Annotated in this window: 14 protein-coding genes; 5 read left to right on the forward strand and 9 right to left on the reverse strand. The window is 55.8% G+C overall.

The genetic code is table 11. The features are described 5' to 3' along the window. Positions 1-94: 94 nt before the first annotated feature. From BN4575_RS07160 to barA, 6 genes are all read right to left on the reverse strand, one after another. Complete coding sequence (locus tag BN4575_RS07160) at positions 95-1093, reverse strand: hybrid-cluster NAD(P)-dependent oxidoreductase (protein ID WP_068977690.1); 999 nt, start codon at positions 1091-1093, stop codon at positions 95-97. 155 nt (positions 1094-1248) lie between these two features. Next, positions 1249-2898, reverse strand: a complete 1650-nt coding sequence (hcp, locus tag BN4575_RS07165; RefSeq protein ID WP_068977691.1) for a hydroxylamine reductase — start codon at positions 2896-2898, stop codon at positions 1249-1251. A gap of 206 nt (positions 2899-3104) precedes the next feature. After that, the gene (locus BN4575_RS07170) at positions 3105-3572 is read right to left on the reverse strand and encodes a Dps family protein (RefSeq protein WP_042023626.1); all 468 of its coding nucleotides are present in this window, start codon (positions 3570-3572) and stop codon (positions 3105-3107) included. Positions 3573-3718: 146 nt separating this feature from the next. Further along, the gene (locus tag BN4575_RS07175; RefSeq protein WP_068977692.1) at positions 3719-4594 is read right to left on the reverse strand and encodes an N-acetylmuramoyl-L-alanine amidase; all 876 of its coding nucleotides are present in this window, start codon (positions 4592-4594) and stop codon (positions 3719-3721) included. A gap of 34 nt (positions 4595-4628) precedes the next feature. Further along, positions 4629-5108 (reverse strand): DUF1456 family protein, encoded by a 480-nt coding sequence (locus BN4575_RS07180; RefSeq protein ID WP_042023631.1) that lies wholly within the window; start codon positions 5106-5108, stop codon positions 4629-4631. A gap of 95 nt (positions 5109-5203) precedes the next feature. Next, positions 5204-7915: a two-component sensor histidine kinase BarA gene (barA, locus tag BN4575_RS07185; protein WP_068977693.1), complete on the reverse strand. Its 2712-nt coding sequence runs from the start codon at positions 7913-7915 to the stop codon at positions 5204-5206. 153 nt (positions 7916-8068) lie between these two features. Here barA and rlmD point away from each other — a divergent pair, with 153 nt between their 5' ends. The 5 genes from rlmD (at position 8069) to eno (ending at position 16039) form a co-directional block, all read left to right on the forward strand. Continuing rightward, the gene (gene rlmD, locus BN4575_RS07190) at positions 8069-9391 is read left to right on the forward strand and encodes a 23S rRNA (uracil(1939)-C(5))-methyltransferase RlmD (RefSeq protein WP_068977694.1); all 1323 of its coding nucleotides are present in this window, start codon (positions 8069-8071) and stop codon (positions 9389-9391) included. Positions 9392-9668: 277 nt separating this feature from the next. After that, positions 9669-11882 carry a GTP diphosphokinase gene (gene relA, locus BN4575_RS07195; protein WP_042023639.1) on the forward strand — a complete coding sequence of 738 codons (2214 nt, stop codon included), beginning with the start codon at positions 9669-9671 and terminating at the stop codon, positions 11880-11882. A 189-nt stretch (positions 11883-12071) separates the two neighbouring features. Continuing rightward, entirely contained in the window at positions 12072-12869 is a 798-nt protein-coding gene (gene mazG / locus BN4575_RS07200) for a nucleoside triphosphate pyrophosphohydrolase (RefSeq protein WP_068977695.1), read from the forward strand. Positions 12870-13010: 141 nt separating this feature from the next. Next, on the forward strand, positions 13011-14648 hold the full coding sequence (gene pyrG, locus BN4575_RS07205) for a glutamine hydrolyzing CTP synthase (protein WP_068977696.1): 1638 nt from the start codon (positions 13011-13013) through the stop codon (positions 14646-14648). Between the two features lie 89 nt (positions 14649-14737). Then, a complete protein-coding gene (gene eno, locus BN4575_RS07210; protein WP_042023643.1) occupies positions 14738-16039 on the forward strand; it encodes a phosphopyruvate hydratase in 1302 nt (433 codons plus the stop codon). Positions 16040-16161: 122 nt separating this feature from the next. On the opposite strand, the gene BN4575_RS07215 is transcribed toward eno, so the two are convergent. The 3 genes from BN4575_RS07215 to BN4575_RS21690 form a co-directional block, all read right to left on the reverse strand. Continuing rightward, positions 16162-16647: a GNAT family N-acetyltransferase gene (locus tag BN4575_RS07215; protein WP_068977697.1), complete on the reverse strand. Its 486-nt coding sequence runs from the start codon at positions 16645-16647 to the stop codon at positions 16162-16164. 386 nt (positions 16648-17033) lie between these two features. Beyond that, positions 17034-17927 carry a hypothetical protein gene (locus BN4575_RS21685; RefSeq protein ID WP_141689741.1) on the reverse strand — a complete coding sequence of 298 codons (894 nt, stop codon included), beginning with the start codon at positions 17925-17927 and terminating at the stop codon, positions 17034-17036. Next, positions 17924-18652, reverse strand: coding sequence for a hypothetical protein (locus BN4575_RS21690; protein WP_141689742.1), 729 nt, complete (start codon positions 18650-18652; stop codon positions 17924-17926). The genes BN4575_RS21685 and BN4575_RS21690 overlap by 4 nt, the downstream gene beginning before the upstream one ends.

Here is an 18652-nt window from a genome sequence, read left to right on the forward strand (position 1 = left end):
AACTGGGGCAGAGTCTAGCGCCCCTGTCTACTTGGGAAAAGGTTGGGATACCGATGACGCCTTCACCTCGCTGTAAAAAAGCCTTCACCACGCCTCAATAATCGAGACTGATATCCCCTTTCGCAGTGCAGGAACAGGCCAGTGCCACGCCGCTCTCCAGATCCTGCGCACTCAGGGTTATCACGCTCTGGCGCTCGATGTCACCTGTGGTGGTGCAACGACAGCTGCCACATACCCCGGCACGACAAGCCGCCATCATGGTTTCGCCCGCCGCTTCCAGTGCTGCCAGCAGGGTCTGACCCGGCAGGATCTTCACCTTTTTGCCGCTCTTTTTCAGGGTCAGCCAGAAGTGGTCGCTGGTGGTGGCGGGCTCTGCGGAGGGAAGACCAAAGGACTCCTGATGCAGCTGCTCCGGCGGCAATCCCAGCTCCGTCAGCATGGCCCTGACCGCAGCCATATAGGGGGCCGGGCCACAGAGATAGACATGGCGTTCGCGCAGATCTGGGGCCAGTTCGGCCAGCATGGCGGGGGTGAGTCTGCCAACCCAGGGGTGATCTGAAGGGGCTTGTTCCAGTACTTTCTCCAACACTAAAGCGTGGCGCACGCCGGAATGAGCCGCAGCCAGCGCAGTCAGCTCCTCGGCAAAGATCACATCCTCTGGCGAGCGGGCGCTGTGAATAAAGCGGATGTCGGCATCCGGCCGTTTGGCGAGCTCGTCCCGCACCATGGACCACATGGGGGTTATGCCGGATCCAGCGCTCAAGAGCAGCGGCCGTTCACAGGGCAGAGCGGTCAGGTTGAAATCGCCGAACGGGCCATCGGCCCGTATTTGATCACCCACCTGCAAGGTCTGGTGCAGATGGCGGGAGACCCGTCCCACCTCCTTGATGGTCACCTGCCAGCACGAGTCTTGCGGGCTGGAGGAGAGGGTGTAGGCGCGGCACTCGGGCTTGCCGTCAATCTCGGTGTGCAGGGTGATGCACTGGCCAGCCAGTACGGGGGGCAGGCTGCCTGCAACCGGCGCCAGCTGCCAGCTCACTACGTCGTGGGTGTTCTGTTGGCGGCCAATGCAGGTGAGGGTGAGAGCGGTCATCACAAGGCTCCTTATGTTTGAACAAATTTGAAAAGGGTTGAGAAACGTCTGATGAAAAAGCCGGATTCAGAAAAAAGGCGAGCCGGGCGGCTCGCCAAACGCTTACAACATAACGCTTACAACATGCTGAGCGTGTAAGGCGGATATGGTGCCGATCAGGCCGCCAGTATTTCCGCCAGATCCGCTTCGGCTGTGGTGGTCCCTTTCAGGCCAAACTGCTCCTCCAGCACCTTGAGCAGGGCCGGGGTGAGGAAGGCGGGGGCGGTCGGGCCGGTACGGATGTCCTTCACCCCGAGGGAGAGCAGGGTGAGCAGAATGACGATGGCTTTTTGCTCGAACCAGGAGAGCACCAGCGTCAGCGGCAGATCGTTGATGCCGCACTCGAACGCTTCGGAGAGCGCCAGTGCCAGCTGGATGGCGGAGTAGGCATCGTTGCACTGACCGACGTCCAGCAGGCGTGGAATACCGCCGATGTCGCCAAAGTCGAGCTTGTTGAACTTGTACTTGCCGCAGCCCAGGGTGAGCAGCAGGCTGTCTTTTGGTGCAGCCTTGGCAAATTCGGTGAAGTAGGCGCGCTCGGCCTTATCGCCATCACAGCCCCCCACCAGGAAGAAGTGGCTGATCTCTCCGGCTTTCACCTTCTCGATCACTGCGGGCGCTGCCTGCATCAGGGCGTTGCGGGCAAAGCCGATGGTGATGAAGTGCTCCAGCTCGGTGTGCTTGAAGCCTTCCAGTGCCAGTGCTTTCGCTACCACGGCGGAGAAATCATCCCCCTCCAGATGGGTTACGCCCGGCCAGCCGACGATGGAGCGGGTGAAGATGCGATCTGAGTAGTTGCCCACATTCGGGTCGATGATGCAGTTGGAGGTCATCACCACCGAGCCCGGGAAGTTGGCAAACTCCTTCTGCTGGTTCTGCCAGGCGGAGCCGTAGTTGCCCACCAGATGGGGGTACTGCTTGAAGAAGGGGTAGGCCAGCGCGGGCAGCATCTCGCCGTGGGTGTAGACATGGATGCCGGTCCCTTTGGTCTGCTCCAGAATGAGCTTGAGATCCATCATGTCGTGGCCGGAGACCAGAATGCACTTGCCGGGGATCGGCGTGACCCTGACCTGGGTCGGTTCCGGGTGGCCGAAGGCGCTGGTTTCACCCAGATCCAGCATCTCCATGATTTTGAAGTTAAGCTGACCGATCTCCATGGCGCAGCTGAACAGCCGACCCATTTCGCTCGGGTCTGTGCTGAGCCAGCTCATGATGCGGTGGAATTCGGCGGCCACCTCGTCACTCTGCTGATCCAGCACCCGGGCGTGCTCCATGTAGGCGGCGGCGCCCTTGAGGCCGTAGAGGCAGAGCAGGCGAAGCCCCATGATGTCTTCGTTCACCTCGCTCTTGCCCCGATTGGGGGCGGCTGGCGCGGCATGGGCAAGTTGCTCCAGCAGCTCGGCACCGGGCTCGAAGTTGGCGGATGGCGGCAAGTCGTTTACCTGCACGGCCATGGCGGTCAGACGATCGGCCAGCTGCTGGCGATAAGCAAGGGCCTGATTGACGTAGGCCACGATGCGGGCGGAGTCGAAGTTGACGTTGGTGAGGGTGGCGAAGAAGGCCTTGGGCACGAAGGCATCGATTTCGCGGTCGATGATGTTGTGCTCGCGGGCGGCCTGCGCCCAGGCGCTGAGCCCTTGCAGGGTATAGATCAGCACATCCTGCAGATCCGAGGTTTCCGCCGTCTTGCCGCACATACCTTGTGCGTAAGCACAGCCGTTGCCAGCCGGGGTACGAATTGTCTGTTCACATTGCACACAAAACATCATGTCTCTCCTAATTGGACATTTCAGTTGTCTGTTTTGTGGCGATTCTATTCCTCTCGCGAAAAACTTAATAGGCATTCAATTTGCCAATTAAGATTCCCTTGATGCAGATCAAAAACAAAAAAAGCCGCCCAAACAGGGCGGCAAGCGGGTGGCTAACAGGAGAGACAACTCAGGTTTGCAACAAAACTCAATTTAACAATGGGTTAGGCCAGATAAGCACGCAGCATCCAGACCAGTTTTTCCTGCTGCTGCACATAGTCGGAGAGGATGGAGGCGGTGCCCTCATCACCGGCTTCGGCAGCCTGGCCCAAAATACGGCGTTGGGCGACCAGTAGCTCACGGAAGCTCTCCAGCAGCGATTCGACACAGGCGCGGCCATCGTGCAGCCCCTTCTGCTCGGGGATGGCTGAGACTTTCAGGTAGTCGCTGAAGCTGTGCATGGGCACGCTATCCAGTGTCAGGATCCGCTCGGCCAGGGTATCGACTTTCAGCAGCAGGTCGTTGTAAATCTCTTCAAATTTCAGGTGCAGTTCGAAGAACTGGTTGCCACGGATATTCCAGTGGAAGCCGCGCACGTTCATGTAGAGGATCTGGTAGCTGGCCAGCAATTTGTTCAACTCGGCTGCCAGGACTTGTGATTGAGCAGTATCAAGACCAATCGGGCTTTTCATCATTCACCTCCAGATGTGGAAATCGGTTTGAAATTGTCTTTCGGAACGCAGTAAGAGTAACGCCTTGCAAAATAGAGGGACAATCGCTCGTGGCTAACGGTTTGATAGCTAATGGCTATCAAACCGTACGTAGTCGTGCGGGGGGATCAGGAGACGTATTTTTCGAGCAGCGCCATCAGGATGGCCTGACATTCGCGGTCTGCTTCGCTATCGACCTTGCTGGCGCGAAAGTGGAGCTGAAAGGCGCGCATGACGGCGCGGCTCTGCTCATCCCACTGGCCAGTCTGGGGCAAGCCATAGCCATAGCGGGCCAGCTGCTGTTGCCACATGGCCGCATCCCATTCAGGCAGGGGGCTGGCCAGCAGCGCGGCAACCCGAGCTTCATCGGGCCAGGCACCGACCCCGTATTCCAGATAGAGCTGGCGCCAGGGGAAGTGGGGGCCAGGGTCCTGTTTGCGCTCGGGGGCGACATCGCTGTGGCCCAGTACCTGAGTGGCCGGGATCTGGTAGCGGGCGACCAGCTCCTGACTGAGGGCGCCGACGGCGGCAATCTGCGCCGGGGTGTAGGGTTGCCAGCGCCGCGCTTCGGGGGCCAGCTGCTCATCTTGCGGTGGATAGCCGAGGTTGACGATCTCGATGCCAAGGGAGCTGGCATTGAGCCCGGCATATTGGTGCCAGCGGCTTCGCCCTGCATGCCAGGCGCGTTCGCTGTCCGGCACCAGCTGATAGATCGGCAGCGGGGTCTCGCGGTTTTCGCGGGGGATCAGGTAGTGGGCGCTCACCTTGTGCTCCGGCTCGGTCAGCAGGCGCAGGGAGTTGGCATCATCTTCGTCGGTGTAATGGAGGATCAGAAAGGCGATGCGGGCGTTCTGGTTGGCACTTTGATAGCGGGTAGAGAGCTGATACCCGGCCGGAGTGCAGCCACCCAGCAACAGGAAGAAGAGGGGGAGTAACAAGCACCAGCGCCATCCCCCTGCTGCAGCCGGTCCGGTGAGCGTGGTAAGAGTGAGTCGCTGGTGCATGTCGAAGGCTCTGCTCGGTCAGCCGCGCTGCTTGTTAGCCGCGGTACTTGGCAGTGAGGCCGATCAGGAAGTTGCGCAGGATCTGATCCCCGCAATCCTGATAGTGCTTGTGATCCTTGGAGCGGAACAGGGCACTGAGCTCGGATTTGGAGAGGCTGAAGTCGGCGAGTTTGAGGGTGCCGAGCATATCCTCTTCTTTGTAGTTGAGGCCAATGCGCAGCTTGCGCAGGATCAGGTTGTTGTTGATCCGGTTCGGGATCACCTGGGCGGGGGCATCTGCTCGCACACCACGGCGGGCGATGATGAAGCCATCCAGAAATTGGCTCAGGGCCGCATCGGGGCAGGCAACATAGCCTGCTTCTTGCTCTTCCCCTTCCGCCGCTTCTTTCATCAGCCAGCTGTGCAGATCGGTGTGGGTGACCGGCAAGTTGCCTTTGGCGAACATGTCGACCATCTCATCGTTGCTGATGGTGAGGGCGTAGCGCAGACGGCGCAGAATATCGTTGTTGGTCATGATGACTCCTGTTTAAACGGCGCAACTTTACCATCTGGCGGCCCCCGCGTCAGAAAAAGCGGGGACCGATACAGTTTCAATCAAGCAAATTTGCTTCAGGGAAGATAGCGGGGTGCCTCCTGACGCACCAGTTCCAGCGCATCCTGCAGCTCCAGCAGTTCGGGCTCCAGCTCGCTGACCACCATGCCGTCCCGCAGTTGCTGCTCCAGCTGGGAGAGTAGCCGCTGCAAGCCGGGCACCCCGGAGTAGGCGCAACCACCGTTAAGGCGGTGGATCTGGGTCAACACCTCCTCATCGGCAATTTCACTCGCCAGCGCGGCATCCAGCACTGGCTCGACTTCGTCGAAACTGGCGAGCAGCATGGCCAGCATCTCTTTGGCGAGCTCCTCTTTCCCCGCCGCCTGACGCACCGCCAGTGCCCAGTCGATCTGCTGGGCACCGTCATTCTGGTGACGGCGATGGGCAAAATCGGTGATGAGCTGGGCCAACATGCTCTCGTCGATGGGCTTGGTCAGATAGTCATCCATCCCCTGGCGGATCAACCGCTCCCGTTCACCGGGAATGGCGTGGGCGGTCACCGCCACGATCGGGGTGGTGGTGTTGAGGGACTGGTTGCGGATCGCCTGGGTGGCGCTGATGCCATCCATGATCGGCATCTGGATATCCATAAAGATGATGTCGAATGGCTGGCTGCGGGCCTGTTTGACCGCCTCTTTGCCGTTTTTGCACACCACCACCTGGCTGACCATCTCCTTGAGCATGGCGGCGATCAGCTTGAGGTTGGCGGCGTTGTCATCCACCGCCAGCACCTTGATCGGCTGCAATGGGTGGTGGGCGGGCTGCGCTGGCAGTTTGTGGCGGCTTGCTTCCGGTGAGAGCAGGGCGTGCAGCAGCTTGCGATGGTTGACCGGTTTGGAGAGGCAGTGCTGGGCGCCGTGGGCCAGCATAGCTTCATAGAGCGCCGGTTCGTGGCTGCTCAGCAGCACTATGGTGTTCTGCTGCTGACCGCTCAGGCTATCGAGCCGCTGGAGCACTTGCTGCGGTATGTGTCGGGTGCTGCTGCCGATCAGCACCATATCCTGCTCGCTCATTTCAGGCCAGGGGGCGTCAATTGCCAAGGGGTGTACGTCGAGCTGCCACTCGGCCAGCAGCGCAAGCAGCGAGGCCTGGGCGAAGGCGTCCGGCTCCAGCAGCCAGAGCCGTTTACCCTGAATACGATCCAGCGGCAGCTGGTCGGTTTGAGGCAGCGGTGAGACCTCCACATCCAGACTGAACGAGAAGGTCGAGCCCTGGTCCAGTACCGATTCAAAACGGATCTGGCCACCCATCTGCTGTACCAGCTTCTGGGTGATGACGAGGCCAAGCCCGGTGCCGCCGTAGCGGCGAGAGATGGAGGAGTCGGCCTGGTTAAAAGCCTGGAATAGCTGGCGCTGTTGCTCTGGCGAAATGCCGATGCCGGTATCGCTGATCTGGACGTTGAGTCTCACCTTGTGGTGGCCGCTGCCGATCTGTTCGATATGGACATCTACGTTGCCCTGCTCGGTGAACTTGATGGCGTTGCCAGTGAGGTTGGTCAACACCTGTTGTAGCCGCATGGGGTCACCGGTGAGGGTGTCTGGTACGTTCGCATCCACCCGTAGCGAAAGCTCCAGCTGTTTGTCGTGGGCACTGGGGCCGAGCAGGTGCATGGTTTCGTTGAGGGTGTCGCGCAGGCTGAATGGAATGTGCTCCAGCTGCAGCTTTCCCGCCTCCAGCTTCGAGAAGTCGAGGATGTCGTTTATGATGCCAAGCAGGTTGCGCGCCGACTTCTCGATGGTCTGCATGTAGTCGGTTTGGCTCGGGGTCAGGCTGGTTTTCAGCAACTGGCGGGTGAAGCCGATGACCCCGTTGAGCGGGGTGCGTAGCTCGTGAGACATGTTGGCCAGAAACTCTGATTTGACCCGCGCTGCCTCCTGCGCCCGTTTTTTGGCCATGTCGAGCTCGACGTTCTGGATCTCGATCTGCTCCAGGGTTTCGCGTAAGTCAGAGGTGGCCTGATCGATATTCTGTTGCATCTCTTCGTGATATTCGGAGAGCGCCTTGGCCATGGCGTTGATGCCGTTTTTCAGCATATCCAGCTCGCCGGTGAGCTGGCCGCTGACCCGGGTATCGAGCCGCCCTTCCCTGATCTTGTGCACCGCCTGCACCATGTGGGTGATGGGCTGGGTCACGCTCTTGACCAGCCGGAAACCAAACAGGGTGCTGAAGGCGACGCCGATGATCACCATGATGATGGCGAAGAAGGTATCGCGGTACTGCAGTAGCATGGCCCGATCTGTGGTCATCTGCATCGCGATATAGCCGATCATCGGTGGCTCGGCATCGCTGGGCAGCGGGAAACCGTCCATGCTGGTTTCGGCCTGGATCGGGGTACGCAAAATGATGTCGTCCCCCTGCAAGGTGATGCTGGTCAGATCCGGGATCGGCACCCCATCTGGCAATCTGAGGCGGGTGAAATCCCGGTGATAGTTCGAGGTGACGAACAGCTGGTTGTCCTGGGTGAAGACAGCGATGGACTTGATCAGCGGAGAATTTTTGCGGTGGGTCAGGCCAATCAGCCGCTTGAGGGACTCGCGGCTGTGCTGGGTCATGCCATATTCACTGGCAATCGCCAAGGGTTCAATGATGTTGATCCCCTGATCGATGAGGTTGTTTTCCAACTGCTGATAGCGGTGGAAGGTAAAGTAACCGGCCATCAGGCCACCGATGATCAGGGTGGGCAAAATGGTAAAGGCGAGAACGCGTGCTCTCAGGCCATATTTGGTCATACGAACAGGTCACCAGTGAACTGGATTGGCGATAGGGTCGATGGCAATACACGGGCTCTGTGGCCGTATTTGGTCATACTATTATTCTTGTGGGACAATACCCAGCTGCAGATTCCACAATCATGACATAGCCACCTATAGGCACCAAGTTTTATGGCCCAGTTTTTCAAGCCCCAAAAGAAGTCAACCCAGCTCCAACGTATTGAATTTACGATAGGCAGTCTGGATCATCATTGCGTCGGTATTGGTCGTCACCAGGGTAAGGCGATCTTCGTTGAAGGGGCGCTGCCCGGCGAGGTCGTCAAGGCTCGCATCACCGAAGACAAGAAACAATATGGCCACGCGGCGTTGCAACAAGTGGTGACGCCAGCGGCTAATCGCATTGCCCCCTTCTGCAGCCACTTCCGCGAGTGCGGCGGTTGCAATGCCCAGCAGATGTCAGTAGCCGATCAGCAGAGTGCCAAGGCGGCGGGACTGGTCAGTCTGTTCGAGCGGTTGGGCAATATTCAGGCCCCGGCACTGGATCCGGTACTGACCGGTGAAGATCGTGCCTACCGCCGGGTCTGTCGACTGGCCATCAAATTTGACAAGAATGGTCGCTGCACCCGGGTCGGTTTTCGCCGTCGCAACAGCAACGATTTGGTTGAAATCGACGGCTGCCCGGTGCTGACTGCACCGCTCTCGGCACTTATCCCGCCGCTGCGTGAGTGCCTCAACCGGCTCAAGAGCCAGCGCGAGCTGGGCCACGCCGAGCTTATCCAGGCCGAGCAGGGGATTTTGATGCTGCTGCGCCATACCGGTCGCCCCAATGAGGCGGATCGCGCCCTGCTGGTGGCGTTTGCCCAGGCGCAGGGGATCGACCTCTACCTGCAGGCGGCGGATGAGCGTATCGAAGCGCTGCAGCAACAATTTTCCCCGTCCTACTCACTGGATGGCCTGTCTCTTGCATTTGTTCCCGGTGATTTCATTCAGGTCAATGGCCCGATCAACCAGAGCATGGTGGAGCAGGCGTTGGCATGGCTCGGCGCGACCAAAGATGACAAGGTGCTCGATCTGTTCTGCGGCATAGGTAACTTCACCTTGCCACTGGCCCATCAGGCCCGGGAAGTGGTCGGTGTCGAAGGTGAGCTGGCCATGGTGCAGCGGGCTGAAGAGAACGCCCGCCGCAACGGCATCACCAATGCCCGTTTTTACAAGGCGGACCTGAGCGGTGACATCGTCGGCATGTCCTGGGCGCGGGAAGGGTTTGATCTGGTGCTGCTGGATCCGGCTCGCCCCGGTGCGCTGGAAGTGATGGGGCACGTAGTGAAACTTTCCCCCAAGCGGGTGGTCTATGTCTCCTGTAACCCGGTCACCCTGGCTCGCGACAGTCAGGTGCTGGTGAAAGGGGGCTACCGTCTGGTGCGTCTCGGCATGCTCGACATGTTCCCTCACACAGGCCATCTGGAATCCATGGCGCTGTTTGAGCGGATCTAGGAAACGGATGCCCAGATGCGCCACCGCGGCCATCTGGCGTCTTTGGTTCGGTTGCGCGAGAGCGACAAAAGCTCACCCAGTGTGACAGCTTGGCGCTGTTTGGGCTGTCGTGATTGGGGTAAGCTAGGCACTCGTACATAGGTAGGGCCGGTGGGGCTACTCTATTGTCTTTTTTGACAATATGCCTTGAAAAGCCTCCCAAACATCCCCATTTGACGCAGTCTCATGAGGAGAGAAAGCGTTAGCTTTCGGCCCGATAATTTAAAGGATTGATACCATGGTGGCGGTTCGCGATATTCATTTGAAAGATAACTTCACTCTGGAGGAGTGGGTTGGCTCACTCGCACTCAGTGACAGTGACAAAGATCAGCTGCGAACTGTTTACCAGTATTGTTTGACGCTCGGAGACGAAGCCCTCACCAGTCGCCTGCTGGTGCGTGGCGTCGAGATGGCGGGCATCTTGTTGATGCTCAGCATGGATCTCGGCACCCTCAAGGCTGCGATCATCTATCCCTTCGTCGAGGCGGGTCTCATCAGCCAGGAGCGGATGGACGAAGACTTCGGCCCCAAGATCGCCAAGTTGGTGGAAGGGGTGCTGGAGATGGAAGCGATTCGCTCCCTGCAGACCCTCCATCGTAGTGAAACCTCGCCGGAACAGGTCGATAACGTGCGCCGCATGTTGCTCGCCATGGTCGAGGATGTGCGCGCCGTGGTGATCAAGCTGGCGGAGCGGATCGCCTGCCTGCGGGAAGCAAAAAAAGCGGATGAAGAGACCCGGGTCTTGATGGCTCAGGAGATCACCAACATCTATGCGCCGCTGGCCAACCGGCTCGGCATCGGCCAGCTCAAGTGGGAACTGGAAGATCTCGCCTTCCGTTACCTGCACCCGGACACCTACAAGCAGATCGCCAAGCAGCTCGATGAAAAGCGTCTTGATCGGGAGCGTTACATCCGCGAGTTTGTGCAATCCCTGCGGGATGGCCTCAAAGAGGCGGGGGTCGAGGCTGAAGTCAACGGTCGTCCGAAACACATCTACAGCATCTGGCGCAAGATGCAGAAAAAACACCTCGAATTCAACGAGCTGTTCGACGTGCGTGCGGTGCGGGTAGTCACCAAGCGGCTGCAGGATTGTTATGCGGCGCTCGGCATCGTTCATACCCACTTCCACCATATTCCCCGCGAGTTTGACGACTATGTCGCCAACCCCAAACCCAACGGTTACCAGTCGATCCATACCGTGGTGGTCGGGCCCGAGGGCAAGACCGTCGAGATCCAGATCCGTACCGATCAGATGCATCAGGATGCGGAACTCGGCGTGGCGGCTCACTGGCGCTACAAGGAAGGGGCCCATGCGGTCAACAAGGCCAACAACTTCGAAGACAAGATCGAGTGGCTGCGCAAGCTGCTTGCCTGGCAGGAGGATCTTTCCGAGAGTGGTTCCCTGCTCGAGGATCTGCGCAGTCAGGTGTTCGAAGATCGGGTCTACGTCTTCACCCCGAAAGGGGATGTGATCGACTTGCCAGCAGGTGCGACTCCGCTCGACTTTGCCTATCACGTCCACAGCATGATCGGCCACCGCTGCATTGGTGCCAAAATTGATGGCCGCATCGTGCCGTTCACCTACGCGTTGCAGACCGGCGATCAGGTCGAGGTGATCACCCAGAAGGAGCCGAACCCGAGCCGCGACTGGATGAACCCCAACTCCGGCTTCCTGCGCTCCAGCCGGGCGCGGGCCAAGGTGGCGACCTGGTTCAAAAAGCTGGATCGGGACAAGAACATAGTGGCCGGTCGCGAGCTGTTCGAGAAAGAGCTGGATCGCCACAACCTCAGCATGTCCAAGATCGACAAGGGCAACATGCTGCGCCGCTTCAATCAGGAGAGCACCGACGATCTGCTGGCCGGGATTGGCAGTGGCGATATCCGCATCAATCAGGTGCTCAACTATCTCGACACCTGCTACAACAAGCCGACGGCGGAGGAAGAAGATCGCCGTCTGCTGGAGAAGCTGGAACAGAAGGCCAATGCGCCGCTGCGCCACAAACCCAAAGATCACATAGTCGTGGAAGGGGTCGGCAACCTGATGACCCATATCGCCCGCTGCTGTCAGCCGATCCCGGGAGACTCCATTCAGGGCTTCATCACCATGGGGCGCGGCGTCTCCATCCATCGGGAGGATTGCGAGCAGCTCAAGGAGCTCTGCCGTCGTAACCCTGAGCGGCTGATCGATGCGGTGTGGGGGGAGAACTACTCCGGCGGCTACGGTCTCACCATCCGGATCATCTCCAACGATCGCTCCGGCTTGCTGCGCGATATCACCACAGTGCTGGCTAACGAGAAGATCAACGTGATGGGGGTGCGCTCGCGCTCGAATGTGCGTGAGCAGACCGCCGAGATCGACATGGAGCTGGAGATCTACAACATCAACGCCTTCAACCGGGCGTTGGCCAAGCTCAGCCAGCTTAACGATGTGATCAGCGCCAAGCGTCTCTGATTGTCATCAAGAACCAACTCGTGACCGACCGCCAGGTCGGTCACTGTTTTCCCCCTGTGGTACGCATCAACAAGCGAAGATCCCATGTTCCAGCGTTACGACCGCTCTCACTTGCTCGACATGAGATTGACCGGCTGCGCGGCTTGATGTTGCTTGATCCCCCTTTAACGAATCGATAGTGAGTAGCCCATGTCTCAACGTTACGACCTTCCCCAACTGCTCGACATCATGGCTCGTCTGCGCGATCCGCAAACCGGTTGCCCCTGGGATCTGAAGCAGAACTTCCAGAGCATAGTGCCGCACACCCTGGAAGAGGCCTATGAAGTGGCCGATGCCATCGAGACCGAGGATTGGCAGGGATTGAAAGGGGAGTTGGGTGATCTGCTGTTTCAGGTGGTCTTTTATGCCCAGCTTGGCAAGGAACGAGGACTGTTCGATTTTGCCGATATCATCGATACGGTGAGTGAAAAGCTCATTCGCCGCCATCCTCACGTCTTTTCTGATGCAGACCTCGATAATGAGCAGGCAGTGAAGGCCAATTGGGAAGCGGAAAAAGCCAAAGAACGCGCTGCGCTTGATAAAGAGAGCGTGCTGGACGATATCCCGCTCTCCTTGCCCGCCTTGACCCGCGCCGCAAAAATTCAGAAACGCTGCGCCACCGTCGGCTTTGACTGGAAGACTCTCGGGCCGGTGGTGGACAAGATCCACGAAGAGATCGACGAAGTGATGGAAGAGGCGTTGATGGCCGATGTGGACGAGGCGCGGGTAAGCGATGAACTCGGCGACCTGCTGTTTGCCACCGTCAATCTGGTGCGCCATTTGGGCAAGGATCCGGAGCAGGTGCTGCGAGGCGCCAATGGCAAGTTCGAGCGGCGCTTTCGTCAGGTTGAGCAGTTTATCGCCGCAGAAGGCTTGAAAATGACCGATTGCACCCTTGAAAAGCTCGATGCTGCCTGGGATCGGGCCAAGGAAACCGAGCAAAATTGATTTGGCGCAAGATGGGGTGACGATGAGCCTGATAGATTTTTGTTCATTGTTTGGGAGAGGGGTTTTTGCTATATTGTTTCCCCGTCCTGCTTCATCCCCGAAGCACCCCTTAAAACTCCCTAAACTTCTTTCAGGTTCAGCATGACGACAAAATATATTTTTGTAACTGGTGGCGTTGTTTCATCCCTCGGCAAAGGCATTGCCGCAGCTTCTCTGGCGGCCATTCTGGAAGCCCGTGGTCTGGATGTGACCATCATGAAACTGGACCCCTATATCAACGTGGATCCGGGCACCATGAGCCCGACCCAGCATGGTGAAGTGTTCGTAACCGAGGACGGGGCCGAAACCGATCTGGATTTGGGCCACTACGAGCGTTTCATCCGCACCAAGATGACCCGTCGCAACAACTTTACCACCGGCCGTATCTACGCCGATGTACTGCGTAAAGAGCGCCGTGGTGACTATCTGGGTGCCACCATTCAGGTTATCCCGCACATCACCAACGCCATCAAAGAGCGGGTGATTGCCGGTGCCGAAGGCCATCAGGTTGCCATCGTCGAAGTGGGCGGCACCGTGGGTGACATCGAATCCCTGCCGTTCCTCGAAGCGATTCGCCAGCTGGCGACCATCGTTGGCCGCAACAACGCCATGTTCATGCACCTGACCCTGGTGCCTTACCTGGCGGCTGCCGGTGAAGTGAAGACCAAGCCGACCCAGCACTCCGTTAAAGAGCTGCTTTCCATCGGTATTCAGCCTGATGTGCTGATCTGCCGCTCTGACCGTGCCATTCCGGCCAACGAGCGCGCCAAAATTGCCCTGTTCTGCAACGTGCCAGAGCGCGCCGTCATCTCCATGAAAGACGTCGACTCCATCTACAAGATCCCTGCACTGCTCAAGTCCCAGAATCTGGACTCCTACTTCACCGAGCGTTTCGGTCTGGAGTGCAAGGAAGCCGATCTGTCCGAGTGGGAACAGGTTGTTTTCGAAGAGGCCAACCCGACTGCAGAAGTGACCATCGGTATGGTCGGCAAGTACGTATCCCTGCCGGATGCCTACAAGTCGGTCAACGAAGCACTCAAGCACGGTGGTCTCAAGACCCGTCTTTCCGTCACCATCAAGTACATCGACTCCCAGGATATCGAGACCCGTGGCTCCGAGCTGCTGGAAGGTCTGGATGCGATTCTGGTCCCGGGTGGCTTCGGTGAGCGTGGCGTGGAAGGCAAAATTCTGGCGGCCCAGTATGCCCGTGAGAACAAGATCCCCTACCTGGGTATCTGCCTCGGCATGCAGGTTGCCATGATCGAATTTGCTCGCAACGTCGCGGGTATGGCTGGCGCGCACTCTTCCGAGTTCAAGAAAGATTGTGCCTATCCGGTTGTCGGCCTCATCACCGAGTGGGTTGATGAAGAAGGTAACGTCGAGACCCGTACCGAAGGCTCTGATCTGGGCGGCACCATGCGTCTGGGTTCCCAGCTCTGCCACCTGGTCGAAGGTTCCAAGGTGCGTCAGATGTACGGCAGCCCGACCATTTACGAGCGTCACCGTCACCGTTACGAAGTGAACAACAAGCTGCTGCCGCAAATTGAAGCAGCCGGTTTGAAAGTGACCGGTCTCTCTGCCGACAAGAAGTTGGTGGAAATTATCGAGATCCCGGATCACCCCTGGTTTGTGGCAGCGCAGTTCCACCCGGAGTTCACTTCCACTCCTCGTGATGGCCACGCTCTGTTCGCCGGGTTTGTGAAGGCGGCAGGCGAGTATCAGAAGCGTAATTTGAAGTAATTTAAAATAAATGCGGTTGGGGCTCTGTGCCACAGCCGCTTTTTTTGGCATATTTTTGTTGTTTTTTTACGAAACCTGAGGAAATACACATGTCCAAGATCGTTAAAGTAATCGGTCGTGAAATCATCGACTCCCGTGGTAACCCGACCGTTGAGGCCGAAGTTCACCTGGAAGGTGGTTTTGTTGGTATGGCAGCAGCTCCGTCTGGCGCATCTACCGGTTCCCGCGAAGCGCTGGAACTGCGTGACGGCGACAAGAGCCGTTTCCTGGGTAAAGGCGTTCTGAAAGCCCTCGAAGCCGTAAACGGCCCGATTGCTCAAGCTCTGCTGGGTAAAGATGCCAAGGACCAGGCCGCTATCGACCAGATCATGATCGACCTCGACGGCACCGAGAACAAATCCAAGTTTGGCGCCAACGCCATCCTGGCTGTTTCCCTGGCTAACGCCAAAGCCGCCGCTGCTGCCAAAGGCATGCCGCTGTACGCTCACATCGCTGAGCTGAACGGCACCGCGGGTGTTTACTCCATGCCGCTGCCGATGATGAACATCATCAACGGTGGTGAGCACGCCGACAACAACGTCGACATCCAGGAGTTCATGATCCAGCCGGTTGGCGCCAAGACCCTGAAAGAAGCTGTCCGCATGGGCGCTGAAGTGTTCCACAACCTGGCCAAAGTGCTGAAGTCCAAGGGCTACAACACTGCAGTCGGTGACGAAGGTGGTTTCGCTCCTAACCTGAAATCCAACGCCGAAGCACTGGAAGTAATCGCTGAAGCCGTTGCTGCTGCCGGTTACAAGCTGGGCACCGACATCACTCTGGCGATGGACTGTGCTGCTTCCGAGTTCTACGACGCAGAGAAGAAAGAGTACAACCTGAAAGGCGAAGGTCGTATCTTCACCTCCAACGGTTTCTCTGACTACCTGGCTGACCTGACCACCAAGTTCCCGATCGTCTCCATCGAAGATGGCCTGGACGAATCTGACTGGGACGGTTTTGCTTACCAGACTGCTGAACTGGGCAAGAAAATCCAGATCGTTGGTGACGACCTGTTCGTAACCAACACCAAGATCCTGAAGCGCGGTATCGACAACGGTGTTGCTAACTCCATCCTGATCAAGTTCAACCAGATCGGTTCCCTGACCGAAACTCTGGCTGCCATCAAGATGGCCAAAGACGCTGGCTACACTGCCGTCATCTCCCACCGTTCCGGTGAGACCGAAGACGCGACCATCGCCGACCTGGCTGTTGGTACTGCTGCTGGCCAGATCAAGACCGGTTCCATGAGCCGTTCTGACCGTGTTGCCAAGTACAACCAGCTGATCCGTATCGAAGAAGCTCTGGGTGCCAAAGCTCCTTTCCGCGGTCTGAAAGAAGTTAAAAACCAGGCTTAATTTGCTGGTTTGCCAGCCTCGGCTGGAATGAAAAAACCGGAACCCTTGGGTTCCGGTTTTTTTTATGCCTGACCCTGCCACAACGGCCTGAGAGGCGAGGGCGTTGTGCCTTTAGTCTCGGGTCAGACAAAGGGGAGCATGCGCTGATAGCGCCCTGCATGCGCCTTGAAGCCCAGCTTTTCAAACAGGGCGATAGAGCTGACGTTATCTGCATCGATATCTGCGGTGAGGCAGGTGACTCCCAGTGTGTAGGCGTGGGCGAACAGCAATCCCAGCGCTTCCGACATAAACCCTCTGCGCCAGTATGCGGCATTAAGCAGGCAGCCCACCTCGCAGCAGTGGCCCGCCTCGTTGAAACTGTGCAGGCCGCAGGTGCCGATCACCTTGTTGCACTTCCGCTCGACAATCGCCCACTCCAGCGACTCACCCGTTTGCTCCAGCCGCACCACGCTCGCCATCATCTGCGTCACCATGGCGAGGGAGGTAAAGCAGGGATCAGAGGCAAACTTCATGGTCAGTGGATTGCCATACATCTCGAACAGATCGGCAGCATCCTGCGGGCCAATGGTGCGCAATACAACCCGAGTGCCGGTTAAGTCAGGCTTCATAAATATCCTTGTGATGTGTTACGCCAGCAAAGATACAGGTGAAAAATGAGACAGCGTGAAAGTCGGTCTTTAAAGGCAACTGGCACTATCACGAAATATTTGTATCGCGAACGTCCGATTACGCTTCGCTAATCGAGCCTACGGGCTAAATACATAATGAATCAAATAGTCGTTGATAAAAATGCTGAAGTGAGTACCTTTTCCATCATTTTGGATTTTTTTAACTTTTGACGGGATACTTTTATTCTTCTAAATAACAGCTAACGCCCGCTTAAGGGGCAGGCAACGCTACTACAAACTTACCCCATAACACTGTAATCACAAAAACTAACGCATAGTCAAAATGCCACGAGTTGGTTGTCACTCTTGAAGTGCTTGTTATATTTTTATTCGCAAACACCACACTTTATACAATAACCATGAGGATCTGATTCAATATAATTTGCTGGGTTAGGTTTACCTAAAATAAATGAGTTTACACAACTGGATTTTTTAAAAACCCTAATACCTAAGTAAGACAATGCATTACAAAATGCATTCATTTCAGCGGATGTATTAAGTTCATAACTTTCACCAGAAGTACAATCGAGCACCTGTTTATCTGATTTTTCTTTAGTAAAAGCAGGTAGCACAGCAATAGGAATCAACTTACCTTTAATTGTTTCATCTAGAAGCAAGTCGCCTACAACACAATGTCTAATACCATTCAAAATCAAGGCTTGAGCTATTTGACTTGCTTCTAAATCAGTAATGCCTTGAATGAATGGCTTAATCATAACATTAGTGGCAACACCAGAGTTATTGAGAACCCTAATGCTTTTTAACCTACTGTCGGGTGTATCAGAGTATGGTTCAATAACTCTAAAATTTTCAATTGAACTAATCGAAGTAGAGTACATTATATGTCCATAGTATTGATTTATGAAAATGATTTCACTCAAAATCTCCTGATGCAACTCATATCGGCTCATTATTTGAATAGGGTTACCTAAGTTTGCAAGCCTCTTTAACCAGTTCATCGAATGATGACATAAATTTTGATTATATCTTGGAAATGGATCTCCCCAAGCACCTATAGAAATAATTGAGCCATCTTTACCCATCTGAAAAAATTCATGTGATTCCAAATATAGAATAACTTGTTCTATATCAAATTCATTTTTTACTGCTTTTGTTGTATAACCTTTGTCATATATATAGCAAAAGTGACATTGCGCATTACAGCCTAATATTGGGCTGATAAAGATACGCCCTCTTTCGTAATCGGGTTTACGTATCACTTACAGTCTTCCCACAGTTTGGCAAAATACTTACTCCAATAAGAATAGCCCTCTCCTCGCGAAAACTCATAAGATATGGTCTGTTGACTTGATAGGTTTTTTAAATAAGGTCCGACATAAATTCTGTCATCTACTTTGAAATAAAAGTCTAAAGGTAAAGCATCGTAGAAACGGATTTCAATATCGTAACAATTTGATTTACCTTTCAATTCCGCAACCCAACTAGCCAAGCTTTCTATAGATTTTCTGGTAGAACCTACGACTAGGTCTTCTCGTTCATCTACTAAGTCTAATATTTTTGAATCTGGATTTAGGGTCAATATTTTAATTTTAACCCCTTTACCTAAAAGTTTTTCCATCTCATCAGATTTCATTTCCCTAAAAGCCTTAAGACCAAATGCCACAATCTCTACTGTATCCTTACACTTTGATAGAGATATATTTGTAGAAGCATTCATTTCTGATCTGGCTCCATAAATCGCCTCAACTCCCCAACGATCTATAATCTCAGCTCTTCTTTGACTTCTCAGCATATATTCTGAAGTTAAAAACATTATGATGTTACTTGCTAATATTGAGCAACCGACGCTGATCTGGATATTTTTCCAATCCGTATATTCGGGAGTGTAAAAAAGTGACGTCGCTATCAAAATTACTGATACTAGTATAGTTATCGTTGTTATCGTCTTAGTACTCCAGCGTTCTCTTGAACTAGCACTCATCAT

Source organism: Aeromonas sp. EERV15 (assembly GCF_900079845.1).
GTDB classification, from domain to species: domain Bacteria; phylum Pseudomonadota; class Gammaproteobacteria; order Enterobacterales; family Aeromonadaceae; genus Aeromonas; species Aeromonas sobria.